This window comes from Legionella sp. 16cNR16C, assembly GCF_021297775.1.
In the GTDB taxonomy this organism is placed as follows: domain Bacteria; phylum Pseudomonadota; class Gammaproteobacteria; order Legionellales; family Legionellaceae; genus Legionella_C; species Legionella_C quinlivanii_A.
The window spans coordinates 918,903-935,979 of sequence record NZ_JAJTMX010000003.1 but is presented as its reverse complement, the minus strand read 5'-3'; the positions used below and the strand labels follow the sequence as shown (position 1 = coordinate 935,979).

The following is a 17,077-nucleotide window of genomic DNA, read 5'->3' as shown; positions in this document are numbered from 1 at the left end:
TACTGCTAGACTTTTAAACAGGACTTAAAAGAAATGGACTTTTCCCGCTTAATACTTAGTCTTTTTTTGATTATTGTTTCAACGATAACATATTCTTCAACGGCCGCAGACAATCTGGGTATTATTTTCATTCATGGTACCAATGATCACCGCGATGACGCTGATGGCGGTTACTGGAAAAAGGATTTTATCAGCCAGATGAGCCAAAGTCTGCCTAAACCTGGCAATGCTCTGGTTATAGCCTGTGACTACAGTAAATACATGTGGGAAGAAGAGGCCTCTGGCTGCACAGCCGATCAGATTCTGGATTTTGTAACAAATAAGAATATTGACAAGCTGGTGGTATATACTCATTCCAATGGTGCAAACGTCATGCGCTGGATCTTGTCGCACCCCACCTATGACGAGCGATTCTTCAAATTAGGTAAAATCATTCGCCGGGTCGTCGCACTGGCCCCTTCAAGCGGCGGAACTCCGCTTGCTGATGAAGTGATCAGCGGAAATATTTTTACAGAATCAGTGGGATGGCTGCTTGGCTATCGAAATAATTCCGTTAAACAACAGCGTGTCGGTGATATGGCCCTGTTTAATAATGAACTTCTCCTGGGAAGCGCCGGCCGAAGCAACCTGCCCGTACCGTTCAGAGTTGTAGTAGGTACAGATGTCACCGCATCTCCTTTTTCCAGCGCAAGCTATTGTAATGGCTATTTGCTTAGCACCGGTTTAAAGCTAACCAAACTATACCTGGAACGATGCTCCGATGGTTTTCTTAATTGCAGCTCACAGGTCATTGCCGGAACCCTTTGGTTTTTTGATACAGAGAAAACAATCGATAAGACGCCTTTAAGTCATAGCCAAAGCAGACACAGTTGTTTCGGTCTGGAACAAATTCTCATTACCGATCTGGCGCAACAAGGAGTATAGCCATGAGAGCAAAATACAGTATTCTTCTGGCGCTTGGCGCCTCACAGGCTATAGCAGCTACATTTCCGGAACAGGCCGTTCACACTTATCCCTGTGAGAATTGCGCCTCATTGCCTCGTGCAGCCCTTAGCACTCACTGGCCATTTACCGATAGCCGCCTGCTGAAAAAAACAAGCCCTCTGCGCGAACAGCAGACAAAGTCTTACCACATCAAGGTGAGTTTTGCGCAGTTGCAGAAAGGGATCCAGCTGCCAACAAAGGCAGCCGGTGCGATTCTTAGAATAAACCCTGTTCAAAAAAAATCCTCCGCTCTTCCTGAAATGCCGCAGTTATTGATTCAAAAAGACAATATTCAATACACATTGAAAGAGGCGGCTGAGCTGATGGCGAAAGATGAGGCCCTTATCGATACCCCCTTTCCCAGGAATGGAGTGGTGATGCAACTTAGCTCCTCACTGGGCAGCGGCATGTTTTTGCTGACAGCCGCATCAGGAAATAATTCCCCTGCAGATGAATTTATTATTTATGTGAACGATATAGGCTCCAGTGCCTATTTCAGTGTAGGCACGGATAAAAGCAGCTATCGCTATGGAGACATGCTGATTGCCACCATTCGTACAACTGACTATAACGCAGATCGGATTGAAGCAACCCTGTTTAGTCCTGGCGGTACCCAATACGCCCTTACCCTTAAAGAAATCAGTGAAGGGGTTTACCAGGGAAAAACCCGGTTAACAGAAGAGATCAATTCTCTGGGTGAAAATTGGTATGTGGAAGCCGAGGAGTGCATTCTTTTAGGTAGTCAGGAGCTTAAGTACCAGGCTCACACTGCATTCTCCTATTCACTGCCCTCAGCGGCCCTGCTTGAGATAAAGCCATCCGGCAAACAGGCATTTGAATATAGCGCCAAATTAAATGTAGCCATGTCAAGCCGTTATGCCTTACAGGCAGTCTTGTTGGCCACAGATAAACAAGGCCATAAGATTCCAGTGGAAACAGCACAATCTGCAAACTGGCTGGACGCTGGAAAAACAAGCTTAACGCTTAGTTTTTCTCCTGATTTGGCCAACCGTTATAGCGGACCTTTTTATTTAACCGCTATTCAATTGATTGACTATGGTCAAATCAAGTCAGTTTTTGAGTACAATAACCCTATTCTCATTTCTTAAAATTTATTTAATGCCTGATTTATCCTATCTTTTTTCGCTGCAGGGGTTGGTTTACACCAACCTGCTGCAGTTGCTGTTTCTCTTTCTGCTGATTGCACAACGGCGAAAATTACAGAGAAGCGCCTCTTTGGAAATCACTGAGTTAAGAGAGCTGTTTATAGAGCAGATTCATCAGTTGGAAATGGTGATCAGTGAAAATGCTTCAAACAGCCAGCAACGCCTTTATGAACTGATCATCCAAAACCAGTTAAGTGGTCAGGAGCTGATTACTAAAAATATACAACAGCAAATGACGGATATCAGAGAGCAAATCAACTTCAGTTTTAAACAGCACGCTAATGGGCTCACCTCTCATCTCCACTCTTTGACAGAGGAAATTCGCAATCACCTGCAACAACTTACTCAACAAGTCAATCATAAGCTGGCCGAAGGCTTTGAAAAAACCTCCAGCACCTTTACAGATGTGGTCAGGCGCCTGACTATTATTGATGAAGCACAGAAAAAAATAACCGAGCTTTCCACTCATGTCGTCAGCCTTCAGGATGTACTGCAGGATAAACGCTCAAGAGGCGCCTTTGGTGAAGTCCAGTTAAATGCCCTGATCGCCAATATGCTTCCATCCACCCACTATCAAATGCAATACACCTTAAGTAATCAAAAACGTGCTGATTGTATACTTTTTCTCCCCGAACCTACTGGACAAGTGGTCATCGATGCTAAATTTCCGCTGGAAACCTATCAAAAACTGATTAACAGCAACTGCTCATTGACAGATAAAAAAATACTACAGCAGCAATTTCGTCAGGATGTCAGCAAACATATTAAAGATATTGCGGAAAAGTATATTATTGCAGGTGAAACCAGCGATGGTGCGATGATGTTTATACCGGCTGAAGCTATCTTCGCTGAAATTCATGCCAATTACCCGGAGGTGGTTGCCTTATCACAACGACTCAAAGTGTGGCTGGTTTCCCCTTCTACACTGATGGCTGTTTTGACTACGGCGAAGGCGGTACTTAAAGATGACGCCACTCGCAAACAGGTTCATATTATTCAAAAACATTTACATGCTCTGGCGGATGACTTCCAGCGCTTTGAAAAAAGGATGGATAAATTGTCGAAGCATATCGATCAGGCGCATCAGGATGTCGACGAAGTCTCGACTTCAGCGAGAAAAATCACTCAGCGTTTCCAGCGCATTGAATCGGTTGATTTGCTGATCTCCGAGGAATCAACGGAATAAACGATTGAGTTCAAAGAACTTCTTTTCAAACCCGCAATTTGATATGCTGACTTAATCAGCTCTGAGGGAACTACTCATGTATAATGTTTCGCGTCTCGTCCTGTTTACATTTCTGTTATTCAGTCTGTCTCTGGCACATGCCGGACGCTGTTTAGGAAACACTTCCACAGCCTGTCCAACTTGCTGTGATCAGTGCTGTGGCAATATGGGCGGTATTTCATATTGCGACTCATCGGCTGGACGCTTTGTATGTAACAACGGCTACTATTCCGCCTGTTATTGTACTCGTCATGCGATTATGGATCTGCAGAAAATCCAGGGTTGCTGCCTTTGGCAGGGAGGCGTTTTAAAAGTGGACGACATCACTGGCGCGGTAATTTGCAATAGCGGCCAGGTTTCAGAATCATGCAGCCTTGATATTACTCAGAATATAGTAACCTGGTAATCCAGTTCTAATTTACAGAGTTTGCTCGGTGCTGATAACCGAGCATTCTGTCATAAAAAAAAATAACTATTCACCACGTTCACCGAAAAGCCATATTTGGTGTATCTTGGGAGATCTCGATTCAAAAAACTGCTCACATACTGATGTATGCTGCGCTTTTTTTGAATCGAGATCTCCCAACCTGCACTCAAATCTGTCTTTTCCCCTAAAGGATTCAAAATGTGCTGAATCGATACAAAAAATCTATTACTGGACAACTTTCCCTGCAACAATCATAATTAAGGTTTTGCTCAGCAAAAATCAATGACGACTCCTCTGATAGAAATTAAAAACGTTTTTAAATCCTATGGCCAGAATGAAATTCTGACCGATATTTCCCTATCTGTCCTTGATGGCGAGTTTTTAACATTACTCGGCCCCTCGGGTTGCGGAAAGACGACGCTGCTTCGTCTGATTTCCGGTTTTGAACAGCCCACGAAGGGGGAAATTTATATTAACGGTATCTGCGTAAATAATTTGCCTCCGCAAAAACGCGATGTGCATACAGTATTTCAAAGCTATGCATTATTCCCCCATCTGACTGTATTTGAAAATGTGGCTTTTGCACTGCGCTGCCGCAAAATCAGAGAAGAAGAGATTCGGGAGCGGGTATTGGATGCATTACGGCTTGTGCAGCTGGAACCCTTCGCCGAGCGTAATATCAAGCAGTTGAGCGGGGGCCAGCAACAGCGGGTTGCCATTGCCAGAGCAATAATTAACCGCCCGCAGGTTTTGCTGCTCGACGAGCCGCTAAGCTCATTGGATTATCGTCTGAGAAAGGCCATGCAATCTGAATTAAAGCAGCTACAGCAAAAATTAAATATGACCTTTATTTTTGTCACCCATGATCAGGAAGAAGCGTTGTCAATGTCTGATCGAATCGTCATTTTTAATCACGGCCAGATTGAGCAGATTGGCACTCCACGTGAAGTCTATGAAACTCCGGTGAATTTGCATGTGGCCAGTTTTATCGGCGAAGCCAATATCTTTCAGACCACAATCAAGGAAGTCAGTGAACAGAATCTGACTGTTGAGATTGAGGGGGTGGAGCTCACCTGCAAAAACACCTCCAATTTCAAACCTGGAGAGAAGGTTCATCTGATTGTACGGCCTGAAGATATTCGTGTGTGGGATTTGCACGAGGTAAAAGACAGCCACGATATGCTGCCGGGACAAATTAATGAAATTGTTTATAAAGGCTCGACCGTTGATTTAAAAGTAAGCCTTGACTCAGGAAAAATAATTAATGCCTCTGAATTTTTTGATGAGGATGACGACAAGCTGGAATACAATGCGAATGAAACAGTCTGGGTAGAATGGTTATCAGGATGGGAGGTGCTTTTACGCGATGAAAGCTAAGGCATTCTCACTTTATTTTCTTTACAGCTGGCTGATTATCTTCAGTTTCCTGCCGCTTTGCTTTGTGCTGATAACCAGTTTTCTCTCCAGGGATCCCGTGAATCTGATGGCCCTGCCCTTTACGCTTGAAAATTATTCAGCTCTGTTAAACTGGGTATTTACAAAAATCTTCTTTCGCTCATTGCTGATTGCGGCGATTACAACTTTCTTATGTCTCTTGATTGCCTATCCATTTAGTTATCTGCTAGTGAAATCCCGTCATCAATCCATTTTGATTCTCTTGATTATCATACCCTTTTGGACCAGCTCTCTGGTACGGACCTATTCACTCATCGCTATGCTGAAATATAAAGGGATTATAAACGCTGTACTTTTAAAGCTTCATATCATTCATGAACCTTTATCGCTGCTTTACTCCAATTTTGCGGTCATTATCGGCCTTGTTTATAATCTTTTTCCATTTATGGTATTGCCAATTTTCAATAATATGGAACGTTTTGATTTTCGCTTAATTGAGGCGGCCAGAGATTTGGGGGCAAGTAAATGGGCGATATTCAATCGAGTTTTTCTGCCCAACACAGCCCCGGGTATCATTGCAGGCTCTCTTTTAGTCATGCTTCCGGCTATGACCCTGTTTTATATTCCTAACGTATTGGGAGGGGCGCGTTCCATTCTTCTTGGTAATTTAATTCAGAATCAGTTTTTAGTTCTTGAGAATTGGCCACAGGGCTCAGCGACCAGTATTGTGCTTACTTTACTATTGCTTTTAATTCTTATGTTTTATCGACGTCAGAATACTGAGGTGAGCGCATGAAACAGTTCGCCCAGCGTTTTTTTCTTTTCTTTGTTTACACTCTCCTATATTTTCCTATTCTCATTCTGGTGCTTTACTCAGTGAATAATGCCAAGTTTTCCCTGCAATGGCATGGTTTTTCAATAAAGTGGTACACTGAACTTTTCCATGATCGCGGATTGTGGGCCGCATTTAGCAACTCATTAATATTAGGAGTCAGTTCGGCATTAATCGCTACGGTTATGGGTTTATTAACTGCGGTACACCTCTTTCTCTTCAAAACCAGACATCGACAAGTTCTGGCTGTAATGCTTTTATTGCTGGTGATTATTCCTGATTTGGTCTTAGGCGTTTCATTGTTGATATTCTTTAATATCACCGGACTGCCCCTTGGATTTTTTAGTCTCCTGATTGCACACATTACCTTTTGTCTGCCTTTTGTTATTTTAACGATTAATGCACGCATCAATACCCTAAATCCCAATATTTATTTCAGTGCGCTGGACTTGGGGGCTAGCCGTTTTACCGCATTAAGAAAAATCTTGCTGCCCCTGCTTTGGCCTGCCGTTCTTAGCGCCTTTCTGCTTTGCTTTACCCTGTCTCTCGATGATGTGATTATCAGTTATTTTGTGGCCGGGCCTGATTTCAATATTCTTCCTCTGACCATCTATTCGCTCGTTCGCGCAGGGGTTACTCCTGAGCTCAATGCGCTTTGTTCTATCACATTTGGCTTCTCGATGATTCTGGTCATTATTTCTCATTTATTATCCAGGCGTTCACTATGAAAAGGCTGATGCTTGTATTCTGGTTTGTATTCTATTCAGTAACCGGGTTTTCTGCTGTAGTGAATGTCTATGTCTGGGGCGGTGAAATTCCCAAATCAGTTGTTCAGCAATTTGAAAATGAAACAGGGATTAAGGTGAATTTTTCCACCTATGACAGCAATGAAACCATGTATGCCAAATTAAAGGCAAGCAGCAGAACCATTTATGATGTGATTCTGCCTTCAGGCTATTTTGTTGAACGAATGAAAAAACAGAATATGCTTCATCCTATTGATCCGCAAAAATTACCTAATCTTAAAAATCTTGATCCTGTTTTTACCAATAATGCCTTCGATCCGGGTAATCAATTCAGCGTACCCATGATTTGGGGATTAACCGGCATTTTTTACGATCAGAACAAAATAAAGAATCCCCCCCTAAGCTGGGCAGAACTTTGGGGGAAACAGTGGAAAAACCAGTTAATGCTTCTTGATGATTCTCGGGAAGTATTCGCGATTGCCCTGATGAGTCTCGGCTTTGATCCCAATGATACGGATGTAAAACATATTCAGTTAGCTTATGAACATCTTTTAAAGCTGGTTCCCAATATCAAACTCTTTGCCAGCGACAGTATTCAGGCCATCATGATTGATGAAGATGCCTCGCTCGGTAGCGCCTGGAATGGTGATGCATTTAAGGCGCAGGCGGAAAATACAAACATCCGTTTTAACTTTCCGCGGGATGGTTTTGTGATTTGGGTAGACTGTCTGGCAATGCCGCTCAACCCACCCCACCCCGAAGAAGCCTATGCCTTTATCAACTTCATTCTACGCCCCGACGTTGCCAGTCAGATTGCATTAAAAGAAGGCCATGCCATCACCAATTTGTCAGGACGAAAATTACTGCCTCCCTCACTTCAGGAAAACACGCTGATTTACCCGCCGGCGGAGGTTTTGAAGCAAGGACATTTTCAAAGAGATGTGGGAGAAGATACCTTGTTAATATATAACCAGTACTGGGAACAGCTTAAGCTGGCGTTTTAGTGACAGCTGGAAGATGGATTAACATCAACCCTCTCCCTAGCCCTCTCCCAGCTTGGGAGAGGGGATTTTTTTCTTAACCCTCACCTTAAACCCTTTGGGGGGAGAGGGTTAATTAACGCCCTGACCCAGCCTTAAGTCCTCTCGCCCCTTTGGGGAGAGAGCTAGAGAGAGGGGTTAGAAGCACCTACTTCTCACTCCGTATTTTTACTTTCCGGCAGTTTATGCAATTGCCTGTCGGGATAAATCTGCTTCACCCCTCTGTAAAAGGTTCCCTGAGCGCTGAAAGCTGCCATTAGGACGCCAGCCTTACCATCTAATATTCCGCGCTGCAAAATCAGACAGCGGAAAAACATCCAGCCGGTACTCATCATTACCGACAGAAACGAAGGCGCTTTACCTTGTTTAATGCGAACTCTTGCGCTGTAAGACGAATAACGATTAATTTTAGCGAGGGCGTGCGTCACATCGAGAAAGGAATGATGCATAATCGGGTTAGAGATCTTACCTATAACACGGTTATCGGGAAGAATGATTTTCTCATGAACTATATCATCACTGTATCGAGCTCCGTCTCGCTTAAACAAGCGAATATGGCGCTTGGGGCTGGCAGAATAGCGTAATACTTTTCCATAAAAATTCATGCGAATAGGAACACGGAAAGCCTGGGCTTTTCCCGACTGCATGGCAGACTCGATTTCTGATTTTAAATCGTCACTAACCGACTCGTCCGCATCCAGATTTAATACCCAATCCCCTGAGGCCAATGCCAGCGCACGCTGCTTCTGAATACCATAGCCCTGCCAATCATCGCTAATATACACATGCTCTGTGTATTCCTGAGCAATTGAAACCGTTTTATCGGTACTCCCGGAATCGAGTACAATAATCTCATCGGCCCAATCAATCGAGTCTAGACATCTTTTTATATTCGCTTCTTCATTTTTGGTAATAATAATAACACTGAGCATTAAATCGACCCGACAGTTAACTTGGCCTTATTTTAGCGAGAATGCCTGAGCTTGTAACTAAGAAGAGATATTTTAAAGAAGTAAATTGAGAGTGTTCGCCAGCATTCGGAGATCTCTCACTGCGTTCGAGATGACATGAGATGGCATGACACAGTTTTGATAGCGAGCGGGCTTATGTTTGACATAAGTAAAATTATTCATCATGACATTTACGAAAGTTTCTTATGATTTCATTGGTGGAGTTATTAACAATATGCCCGTGATAATCACCCGTTTTGCCTTGCACCTGAGTTAGCATCCAAATGAACAGTTGCTCAAGATCATCGCTTGTATTATTTTGAACTTCTTGTGCTCCGACGTAAATCTTAGCCGTATATATAAACATAACAATTCCCCATTCACAATAATGAGCAGCAATTAAACACAATGAAGTTCACGCGATGTAAAACCTTTCGGTTTACTACGGGAATTGCAAAGCAGATTTTACATCCTGATGAATTAAGTATGGCACAGTTTTGAAAATCACAAGCTGTTGTACCACGTTTGCAGCATTTATTTTTTCCTCTTTCCCAGGGCGGTAAAAGAGCATAATATAGTAGATTGTCTATTCAAACCTAGACCTTATTAGGAGTAAAATGAAAAGGATTTGTATTGCGGGTTTATTATTGCTGTTAAATTTCACTACTGCACATGCCTATGATGAACCTTATGTTAACCTGGGATTTACAAGCTTCTTCGATGGCGGGCCTCCTGCTGGACCAGGAGTGTATTTTCAGGATTATTTCCAATATTTCACTACCGATCAGCTAAAAGATAAAAATGGCGATCGTCTGCCTCTGCCAAAAACAGATGTCGATGTCACTGTCAATATTACACAATTGATTTATCTCTCGAAAATTAGAGTTCTTGGCGCCAGCCTGGGAATGTCTGCTTTGCTCCCCTGGGTAGTCAACACCAGTGTGGATGATGGCTTGAGCAACACAGCCCTATATGGTCAGGTGGGACAAGGGGATTTATTCATTGGCCCCGCTCTGCAGTTTGACCCGGTAATGCGAAAAGATGGACAAGGCCCTCTGTGGGTCCATCGTCTGGATCTGGATATTGTCGTACCCACAGGCGAGTATAACCGCAACTATGCAATTAACCCGGGGAGCAATTTCTGGTCAATTAACCCTTACTGGGCAGGAACATTCTGGTTTACCCCCAAAATAGCTGCCTCATTTCGTCTCCATTATTTATGGAACGCTAAAAATCATGATCCCAATGTTGCCTTTGGCCCATACGCAAGAACCACACAAGCAGGTCAGGCGGTTTACGCCAATTTTGCTGGCAGCTATCAGTTCACAGACAAATTCTTCGCAGGTATCAATGGTTACTGGTTCAACCAGTTCACCGATACCAAAGTGAACGGAGCGGACATACAGGGAAGGCGTGAAAAACTCTGGTCCATTGGGCCTGGTTTATTATATAACATCACAAAAAACCATTTTCTCTTCCTTAACTATTATGCAGAACAGGATGCAAGGAACAGAGCACAGGCCAAAGTGGGCGTAGTCCGGTTTGTGATTCATTTTTAGTATCGTAACCAACCGTCTTTGCGAACAAAGTGAAGAGATCCGATCTGGATTGCTTCGCCAAGGCTCGCAAAGACGTTTTTTTGTACCCTAGCCTGTCCTGATGCCAGCTTAACTTCTTTGACTGGGAGAGCCGATTGGAAGGGTTAATGCTGGGCCGTCCCTGCTTTCCGTTTCTGCGGATAGCCTCTCTGCAGGATGAAACAGAGAGGAAAACGCCGCCAGTACAGGTTGAACGGTCTGATTTGCTTCCAGCTGGGTGAATAAATCAATCCCATCTTCAAACTGATTCGCTTTTGCGATATCCAGTGCAGTCTGCCCCTCTTTGTTTTTTATGCCGGCAAACACTTGTATTGTAGCGCCATCCTTAAGTCTTAGTTGAAGCTCAAGTACCATAGAGATCAGATCCGTTCGCTGCGTAGCCGCAGCCCAGTGCAGAAAACTATTCGATTGCAAATCCTGTTGCCTAATTAAATTGTAAAAAATATGCGCAGGCAACCTTGAAAGCAGATAACGACCCTGCGGACGATTGAATAAATGAAGTAATAGAGAATCAGACTCCGTCAATCCATCCCAGCTTTTTCTTGTTATATCATGATAGAAACTTAATCCGATAGCATCTTCCAGATCTGATTTTATAGTATTGGATATAGCCAGATTCTTGAAAATTAATACCAGAAACTCAAGACCTTCTTCTGTACGAGCCAGCTTTTCAAAGCAGGATTTACCAGTTTCTTCAAAGGGCTTGAACAACTCTTTTAAAGAAAAACTGAAATTGACCAGCTCAGGATTCTCTGCCAAATAATTTTCAAGACAACGCCAGAGGTTTTCCTCCTCTCCGGTTTTAAGATTCTTTTCATATAAATACTTAAGCAGGGAAGGCATGTCTTTCAAGGGGCTCGCTAGAAACGAGTACAATAAACTCGGAACTGTGCCTATCATCAATAGATCAAAATTAGCATAGACTTCTTCTGAGTGCAGTGTAGTAGTCAATAAGTCAAGGAGAGCACTCATTTTTGCCTTGTTACAGAGTTCATTGAGCGCGTCCTGTTTTGCAACGACACGTTGCTCCTTTGTTTTCAATTGAAGCAGGATTTTCCTTTCTTTGCTCTTTTGCATTTGCAATTTGGCCGATGCTATTTTATTTCGTATCGTGGCAACCTCCTGGTTCAACTCATTAATTTCATTTCTCAGTTTCCTAGCGTCAGGAAGAAGAAAAGCCCCTCTTGTTACAACAACGTCTTTCATCCTTTTCATAAGAGACTCCTCGCTATTATCTGCTTCATGTGAGGTGGAGGTAGCCTTTTTAACGGAAGATCTTACATAAAGAGCAGGGTCAAGCGCTTTGATTACATTACTCAGATTATTATTTTGAGCCAACTCGAGAGGCGTAAGCCCATCCTTATTTTTTATGCTCCATACATCGCATTCAGGCTTTAAAAGACCATCACGCAATACGCTATCCCTTGCAGCCATGATTAAAACAATCACATTGATGCGCTGGTTTCTGACCGCCCAATGCAAAAGTGTCTCATTTGCCTTGTCTTTCCAGACTAAGCCTGAAAACAATTGGCTGGTGAAAAGAAGCTTAAATATCTGGCGGCCTGTTGGACTGTTTAGCAGGAACATTAACAAATTGTTCTCATCGCCGAGCTTATCCCACTCAGTGTTTGAGGTCGCACCAAAAAAAATAACCGACAATACAAGGAAAGGGCCTTTATCGAGCATTTCAGGAACTGGGAGAGATTCCAGGACCTCTTTCAAAAAATCGAGACCATGCTGTTTCCGGCATAGAATTTCAAAATAGCTTTTTCCACTCGCAGGTTCTTTTTTGATTAATTCATTTAATGAAAAATAGAATTCGGTCATCTCGGGGTTTTTAGTAAAAGAACGTTTAAGCGCCATCCATTTATCATTATCGGATTTTAACCTGCTTAGGAAACATTCATAACCCGCATTCCTGATAAGCAATAGAAATTCAAGAATTATCTCTGGCTGTGGTTTCTCTACGCCTAGACGATCAAGCCAGTCGTCAGAAAAAACCTCAAACCATTTATTCAAATCTGACTGAGTTGTCTCGTCCTTTGTTGCAGATGTAGCTGACGGCAACGGCGCTTCCTCAGCAAACAAGGCCATAGGCTTGGTATCCTTGCTTTCAAATAAACTCATCAACTTAGTCTGCTCATTGATGGAAAGATCGGTTTTAATTGTATCTATCAGCCTGGATACGCCTAAATTACCACCAGTGCTGATCGGCAACTTCTCTTGACTTTTCTGGTTACTGTTAAAAAAATTCGGCAACAGACCTGCCAAACCACCCGAAACATTATTTCTTGAGAGACTGGCGGTAGTTGTGGCTGCCGGAGGTTTCCCTCCAGCGGGGTTCATACGCTGTCTGCCTCGTCTTCCTTTATTAGAATTTCGTTTTCCTCTTACGGTATTTAAATCAGGCGCTGTGTCCTCCTTTTCATTGGCAGAAGAAGCAGCTTCCAGTAGCTTTTCTGGCTCTTGATTAGGAGCTGTTTCACTTGGCTTAACTGGCTCTTCTATCTTAATTAGCTCATTGGCCAACAGGAAGCTTGTATAATCAGCATAAGGCAGCTTCCCCTTTAGCCAGCGATTAAAAGCATTCTCTGCCATGTCTTTCTTGCCATTCCGATACAACCTGCAGGTTTCGGCCTGCCATCCCGCGAGAGATTCTTCCTTGGTTTGCTCAAGAATCACCTCGTTTAAGAAGGCCGTGTCCGGAGTTGTTATTCCTTTCTCCAGCTCATTGCAAAGCCTGGTTAAGGGATGGTCATCACCCTGGTCAATAAACAGGCGTTTGGTGGCACGCGTACTGCTGGTAAAAAATTTATTTAAGGGCGGACCAAAACGGCTATTGCCGCAACCGCGTTTGACTAGATTAGTTGGTACTTTGCCATCCGTCCATTCACGGCTCGCTTCACGGCAAAGTGGATCATCCAGCATCCGATACAGGATCACATTCTCATACTCCAGACCTTTGATCTGCTCAGGAGTAAATATCATTACCGCCTCGGGGTATTTTTCCCGGGCTTCCTTCACATACTGAGGCAGGGTGATAATGGCAAAATTACTTTGCTTAGCCATCTCCCTTAACTTGGCCAGTTCTTTTTCATCCTGCGTTAACCAATGGACCATGCCTGGCGTATTCGCCTGTTCAGGAGACATCTTTATTTCAGGCTTTTCCAGTTTGTCTGAACTGCCGCCCACCACTCTGTTTTTTATACTAATCACTGTGTTCGCGAAATGCACCACATCGGCAGGGCAACGGTAAGAATGCGGCAATTCAATATACTCAAGCTTTAACTCTATGCGGTTCATCATTTCAAAAATAAATGGACGCTTGGATTTACTATCAAAAAGACTTTGATGCGAATCCATGCAAAAGCAAATCTGCCCATTTTTAGCAAGATTCAGCAGGTTTACCAGTTCCTGTCCCGATAGATCCTGGGCCTCATCGCTCAGAACCAGGTCATATTTGCCCTGCTGTTTCAGATCAAGAAAGTCGATAGCCACCTTGTGCTGATTATCCAGATAGGCCAGATAGGACTGATACGCCCTTAAGATCCATTGCTTATCCTCTTTATTGGGGTACAGGCTTTGTTTTTCCCCGAGCTCCAGGTATTCACTTGGGTAATAACCCGATCGCAGTCGAAACTCTTCATAAATCTGAGCTGCATCCTCTAAAAGACCAGTTTTTCGGTACTTCTTTAACCACAACTCAAAATCAGCCTTCTGAGCAAGCTCTTTCCCAACAAAGGCTTGTCCTTGCTGTTCGCGGGCTACCGTTTCATAGGTTTTAAACTCAACTCGATTTTTCAGATCCTCAGGAAGTAACAGCGCATCCCAGATCGCTTGCATCGCCTCGATTAATTCAGGGGATTTGGTCACATAGAGAATGTGCGTCTCAGGATTATCCGACAGGCGGCTTAGCAACTCTGTAATCAGCGATATCGCCACACAGGATTTTCCAGAGCCAGGCGCTCCACTGATCAAGGCAGGAAGCCTTGTCTCCAATACCGACTCCTGCTGGCTGTTCAAGCGAATGAAATTCTGGTTGTAATAATCCAGCGTAACCACCGGATGGGGCGGTACAATTGCCTCCCCGGCTGCCTGACGGGCAGCAGCGGCACGCTCCTCTGCCATTTGTTCGCGGATACGCTGGATTATCGAGGGACCATACTTAGCGCGATACTTTTCGACCCCGTGCTTATCTGAGTAAAGAGGGGATTTGTTATAATCATGATTTTCTGCAATGTCCGCTATCACGGCAGTCCATTCGCCGTCCACTTCAAAATCAATAATAAGTGCTCGATCAGCTCCGGTTATACGACCGCTCGCCAACTCATCGAGTAATAATTTCTCACCAAATAATTTCTCATAGCCGGCTGAGGAGGGACTATTCAGCAGCTTTCGCGCCAGGTTCTTCACTAGCTTAGGACCCTTTGTATATTTGGCTAATGCAGCCCTGTCTATAAATACACGTTTCCAACGAACCGTACGATTTTCTTTCTTCTCTTGCATGAATCACCAAAAACAAACAACCGACAAAATGATGAACTATTATACAGTGAGAATAATATGAAATCAAAACTATGACATACCCTGTCATCTCGAACGCAGTGAGAGATCTCCCAAATCCTGGTTGGTGCCAGCATCCGGAGATCTCTCACTGCGTTCGAGATGATGGTGTCTCCCTGTGAGTAAAAATGGCTGGATTAATAAAAATAATTCCTTTTTTTCAGAGCGTCTTAATTTTCTCATAAGAATAATTTAATAAAATTGCATTTTCTGTACAATATAAACCCATATTGATATGATTATTACAAATGCATGCATTCTTGTTAAAAAGATTATCCACTCAAATCTTTCACTGGAAGAAATAACGGAAAGGCTAGGTGACATTTTCACAGCCGAAGAAATTACTCAGTTATATCGAGCCATTACAAATAATGATGACTTGTTGTTAAGAAAAGCACTGCAGAACTCTATAGATAATGCTTCTCTCTCTCAACCAGGGTACAGGAAAAATTTTTACGCCAAAGCGATAAGTTATGATCCGTATGCATTAACCTACGTTGAGGAAATTTATTCTGATGATAGGCTGTTCTATATTAAAGCGGTTGCCGCCGATGGTTTCCTGCTGGAGCATGTGCCAAAAGAAGTTGAAGACTATGTTTCAATTTGCTTTCAAGCAATACAGAAAAATCCGGAAAGCGTCCAATTTGTACCCAGATCCTTGCCAGAAGACATTAAAAAAGCGCTCTACCTTGCTGCCGTTTCAATCAATGGGTTGGCCCTGGAATATATTTTTGAAGCGCAGGACAATTATGATGTGTGTAAAACGGCCATCAATCAAAACATCTATGCAATGGAATTTGTCGATGAAACGATTCGCAAATTACTATGCACCCAGAACCGACGTGTCTATCTCGAAAGAAATTACATGTCTCACCAGTATTTTCCTGGAGATAAAGCCAGTTTTGTCAAAGAATTTCTAAAGCAAATACAGCATGTCATTTTGATTAATAAGCAAGATCTCTATGATCAGGAACTCGTGGATGTAATGGAGGTTTATAAACGTAAACAGTCACGTGAGGAACGAGTCACCTGTGTGACTACTGATCACCTGGATCATCTGATGAAGGATTTACAGTCGCTTGATCTGAAAGGCATTCACCTGATGATTCTTGGACATGCTAACTCCTTTGTTAAGAAAATCGCGGGCCTGGATGCCAGTCAAATCACCGAAATAGTGGAAAAATATTCTTGTCTTACCAAGGTCACTTTATTTGGCTGTAAAAGCGCTCAAATCGAGAAGCTGGAAGAGGAAAAAGCCATTATTCAAAAAGCCAAAGCCGAAAAAAAGCCACAAACTACTCCCGCTTGCGGATTAATCGCTGCCATATCCAAATCAGCTTCTGCAGAAAATTATGCCAAACTTTTACGTGCATCAGGGCTTGATGAAACTTATGTTATTGTTCAGCACCAGACGAATGAAGGGTATCAATATAAATTGCTCTACCTGTCAAAAAGCAATATCGACACAGGGAATGCTCAGACATCTGCATTTCTATCGAAGGATAACGTTACTCTTTTGCAAAATCAGTTTACGCGCAAAAATGATTTAAATACAGCCTTTGGAAAAGGCTTGAATATAGCGACATTGAAAAATAAAAAGAACCCGCTTAGAGTGGCTGAACTTGAACTGCTAGAGGAATTATCAGGCCGGAGCCCCTTTAGTAAATCTCATGCAAATTATAAAGTGCACAAAAACAATCTGCCCTTCCTTCGTGGATTCACCATTACAGAAACAGAAGCATTTTTCAAGCTACGAACTTCATTGTTGAAGGAAGTTATGGAGAGCATTAAAGCAAATCCGCACATAACACGCGCGGTAGTGATTAAAGGATATTGTGAATTAATCCATGTCGACAAAAAAGAATCTCGCTTTCATGTTTTGCCCAATATGAGTTATACCCATAACTTTTACAAATTACGTCTCTTTAGCAATGCTGCTGTGGATAATATGGACAGAAAATCTTTAGCGATGGAGCGTAAGAGAATGATGGATGCAATTTACAGTGGGAATACTGAGGGTGAAAGTTTAGCCAAATCAGTTGAAATCTACCTGAATGTAAACTCAACGAATAATGACACTACCTTGGTAACCGGATCAACCATTGTAGCCTAGAATGAAAAATCCCGCCTAAGCGGGATTTTCTAGAATCT

12 protein-coding genes are annotated in these 17,077 nt (G+C 43.0%); 10 read left to right on the top strand and 2 right to left on the bottom strand.

Features of this window, described 5'->3' with window-relative positions:
• Positions 1 to 33 precede the first annotated feature (33 nt).
• From LXA66_RS14255 to LXA66_RS14220, 8 genes are all read left to right on the top strand, one after another.
• Positions 34 to 924, top strand: coding sequence for a hypothetical protein (locus tag LXA66_RS14255; RefSeq protein WP_112218191.1), 891 nt, complete (start codon positions 34 to 36; stop codon positions 922 to 924).
• Positions 925 to 926: 2 nt separating this feature from the next.
• Positions 927 to 2,093: a DUF4785 domain-containing protein gene (locus LXA66_RS14250; protein ID WP_233013684.1), complete on the top strand. Its 1,167-nt coding sequence runs from the start codon at positions 927 to 929 to the stop codon at positions 2,091 to 2,093.
• A gap of 10 nt (positions 2,094 to 2,103) precedes the next feature.
• Positions 2,104 to 3,336, top strand: a complete 1,233-nt coding sequence (locus LXA66_RS14245; RefSeq protein WP_233013958.1) for a DNA recombination protein RmuC — start codon at positions 2,104 to 2,106, stop codon at positions 3,334 to 3,336.
• 76 nt (positions 3,337 to 3,412) lie between these two features.
• Positions 3,413 to 3,781 carry a hypothetical protein gene (locus LXA66_RS14240; RefSeq protein ID WP_058507343.1) on the top strand — a complete coding sequence of 123 codons (369 nt, stop codon included), beginning with the start codon at positions 3,413 to 3,415 and terminating at the stop codon, positions 3,779 to 3,781.
• A gap of 303 nt (positions 3,782 to 4,084) precedes the next feature.
• On the top strand, positions 4,085 to 5,179 hold the full coding sequence (gene potA, locus LXA66_RS14235) for a spermidine/putrescine ABC transporter ATP-binding protein PotA (protein WP_233013683.1): 1,095 nt from the start codon (positions 4,085 to 4,087) through the stop codon (positions 5,177 to 5,179).
• On the top strand, positions 5,169 to 5,993 hold the full coding sequence (locus tag LXA66_RS14230; protein WP_233013682.1) for an ABC transporter permease: 825 nt from the start codon (positions 5,169 to 5,171) through the stop codon (positions 5,991 to 5,993). Before potA ends, LXA66_RS14230 begins: the two co-directional genes overlap by 11 nt.
• Complete coding sequence (locus LXA66_RS14225; protein ID WP_112218195.1) at positions 5,990 to 6,757, top strand: ABC transporter permease subunit; 768 nt, start codon at positions 5,990 to 5,992, stop codon at positions 6,755 to 6,757. The genes LXA66_RS14230 and LXA66_RS14225 overlap by 4 nt, the downstream gene beginning before the upstream one ends.
• On the top strand, positions 6,754 to 7,779 hold the full coding sequence (locus LXA66_RS14220; RefSeq protein ID WP_233013681.1) for a PotD/PotF family extracellular solute-binding protein: 1,026 nt from the start codon (positions 6,754 to 6,756) through the stop codon (positions 7,777 to 7,779). The genes LXA66_RS14225 and LXA66_RS14220 overlap by 4 nt, the downstream gene beginning before the upstream one ends.
• A gap of 191 nt (positions 7,780 to 7,970) precedes the next feature.
• Here LXA66_RS14220 and LXA66_RS14215 read toward each other — a convergent pair whose 3' ends face one another.
• A complete protein-coding gene (locus tag LXA66_RS14215; RefSeq protein WP_233013680.1) occupies positions 7,971 to 8,747 on the bottom strand; it encodes a glycosyltransferase family 2 protein in 777 nt (258 codons plus the stop codon).
• A 635-nt stretch (positions 8,748 to 9,382) separates the two neighbouring features.
• Between LXA66_RS14215 and LXA66_RS14210 the strand changes: the two genes are divergently transcribed.
• The gene (locus LXA66_RS14210) at positions 9,383 to 10,324 is read left to right on the top strand and encodes a transporter (protein ID WP_233013679.1); all 942 of its coding nucleotides are present in this window, start codon (positions 9,383 to 9,385) and stop codon (positions 10,322 to 10,324) included.
• A 108-nt stretch (positions 10,325 to 10,432) separates the two neighbouring features.
• On the opposite strand, the gene LXA66_RS14205 is transcribed toward LXA66_RS14210, so the two are convergent.
• Positions 10,433 to 14,869 (bottom strand): DNA/RNA helicase domain-containing protein, encoded by a 4,437-nt coding sequence (locus tag LXA66_RS14205; RefSeq protein WP_233013678.1) that lies wholly within the window; start codon positions 14,867 to 14,869, stop codon positions 10,433 to 10,435.
• Between the two features lie 292 nt (positions 14,870 to 15,161).
• On the opposite strand from LXA66_RS14205, the gene LXA66_RS14200 reads away from it, so the two are divergent.
• On the top strand, positions 15,162 to 17,039 hold the full coding sequence (locus LXA66_RS14200) for a DUF4116 domain-containing protein (RefSeq protein ID WP_233013677.1): 1,878 nt from the start codon (positions 15,162 to 15,164) through the stop codon (positions 17,037 to 17,039).
• Positions 17,040 to 17,077 lie beyond the last annotated feature (38 nt).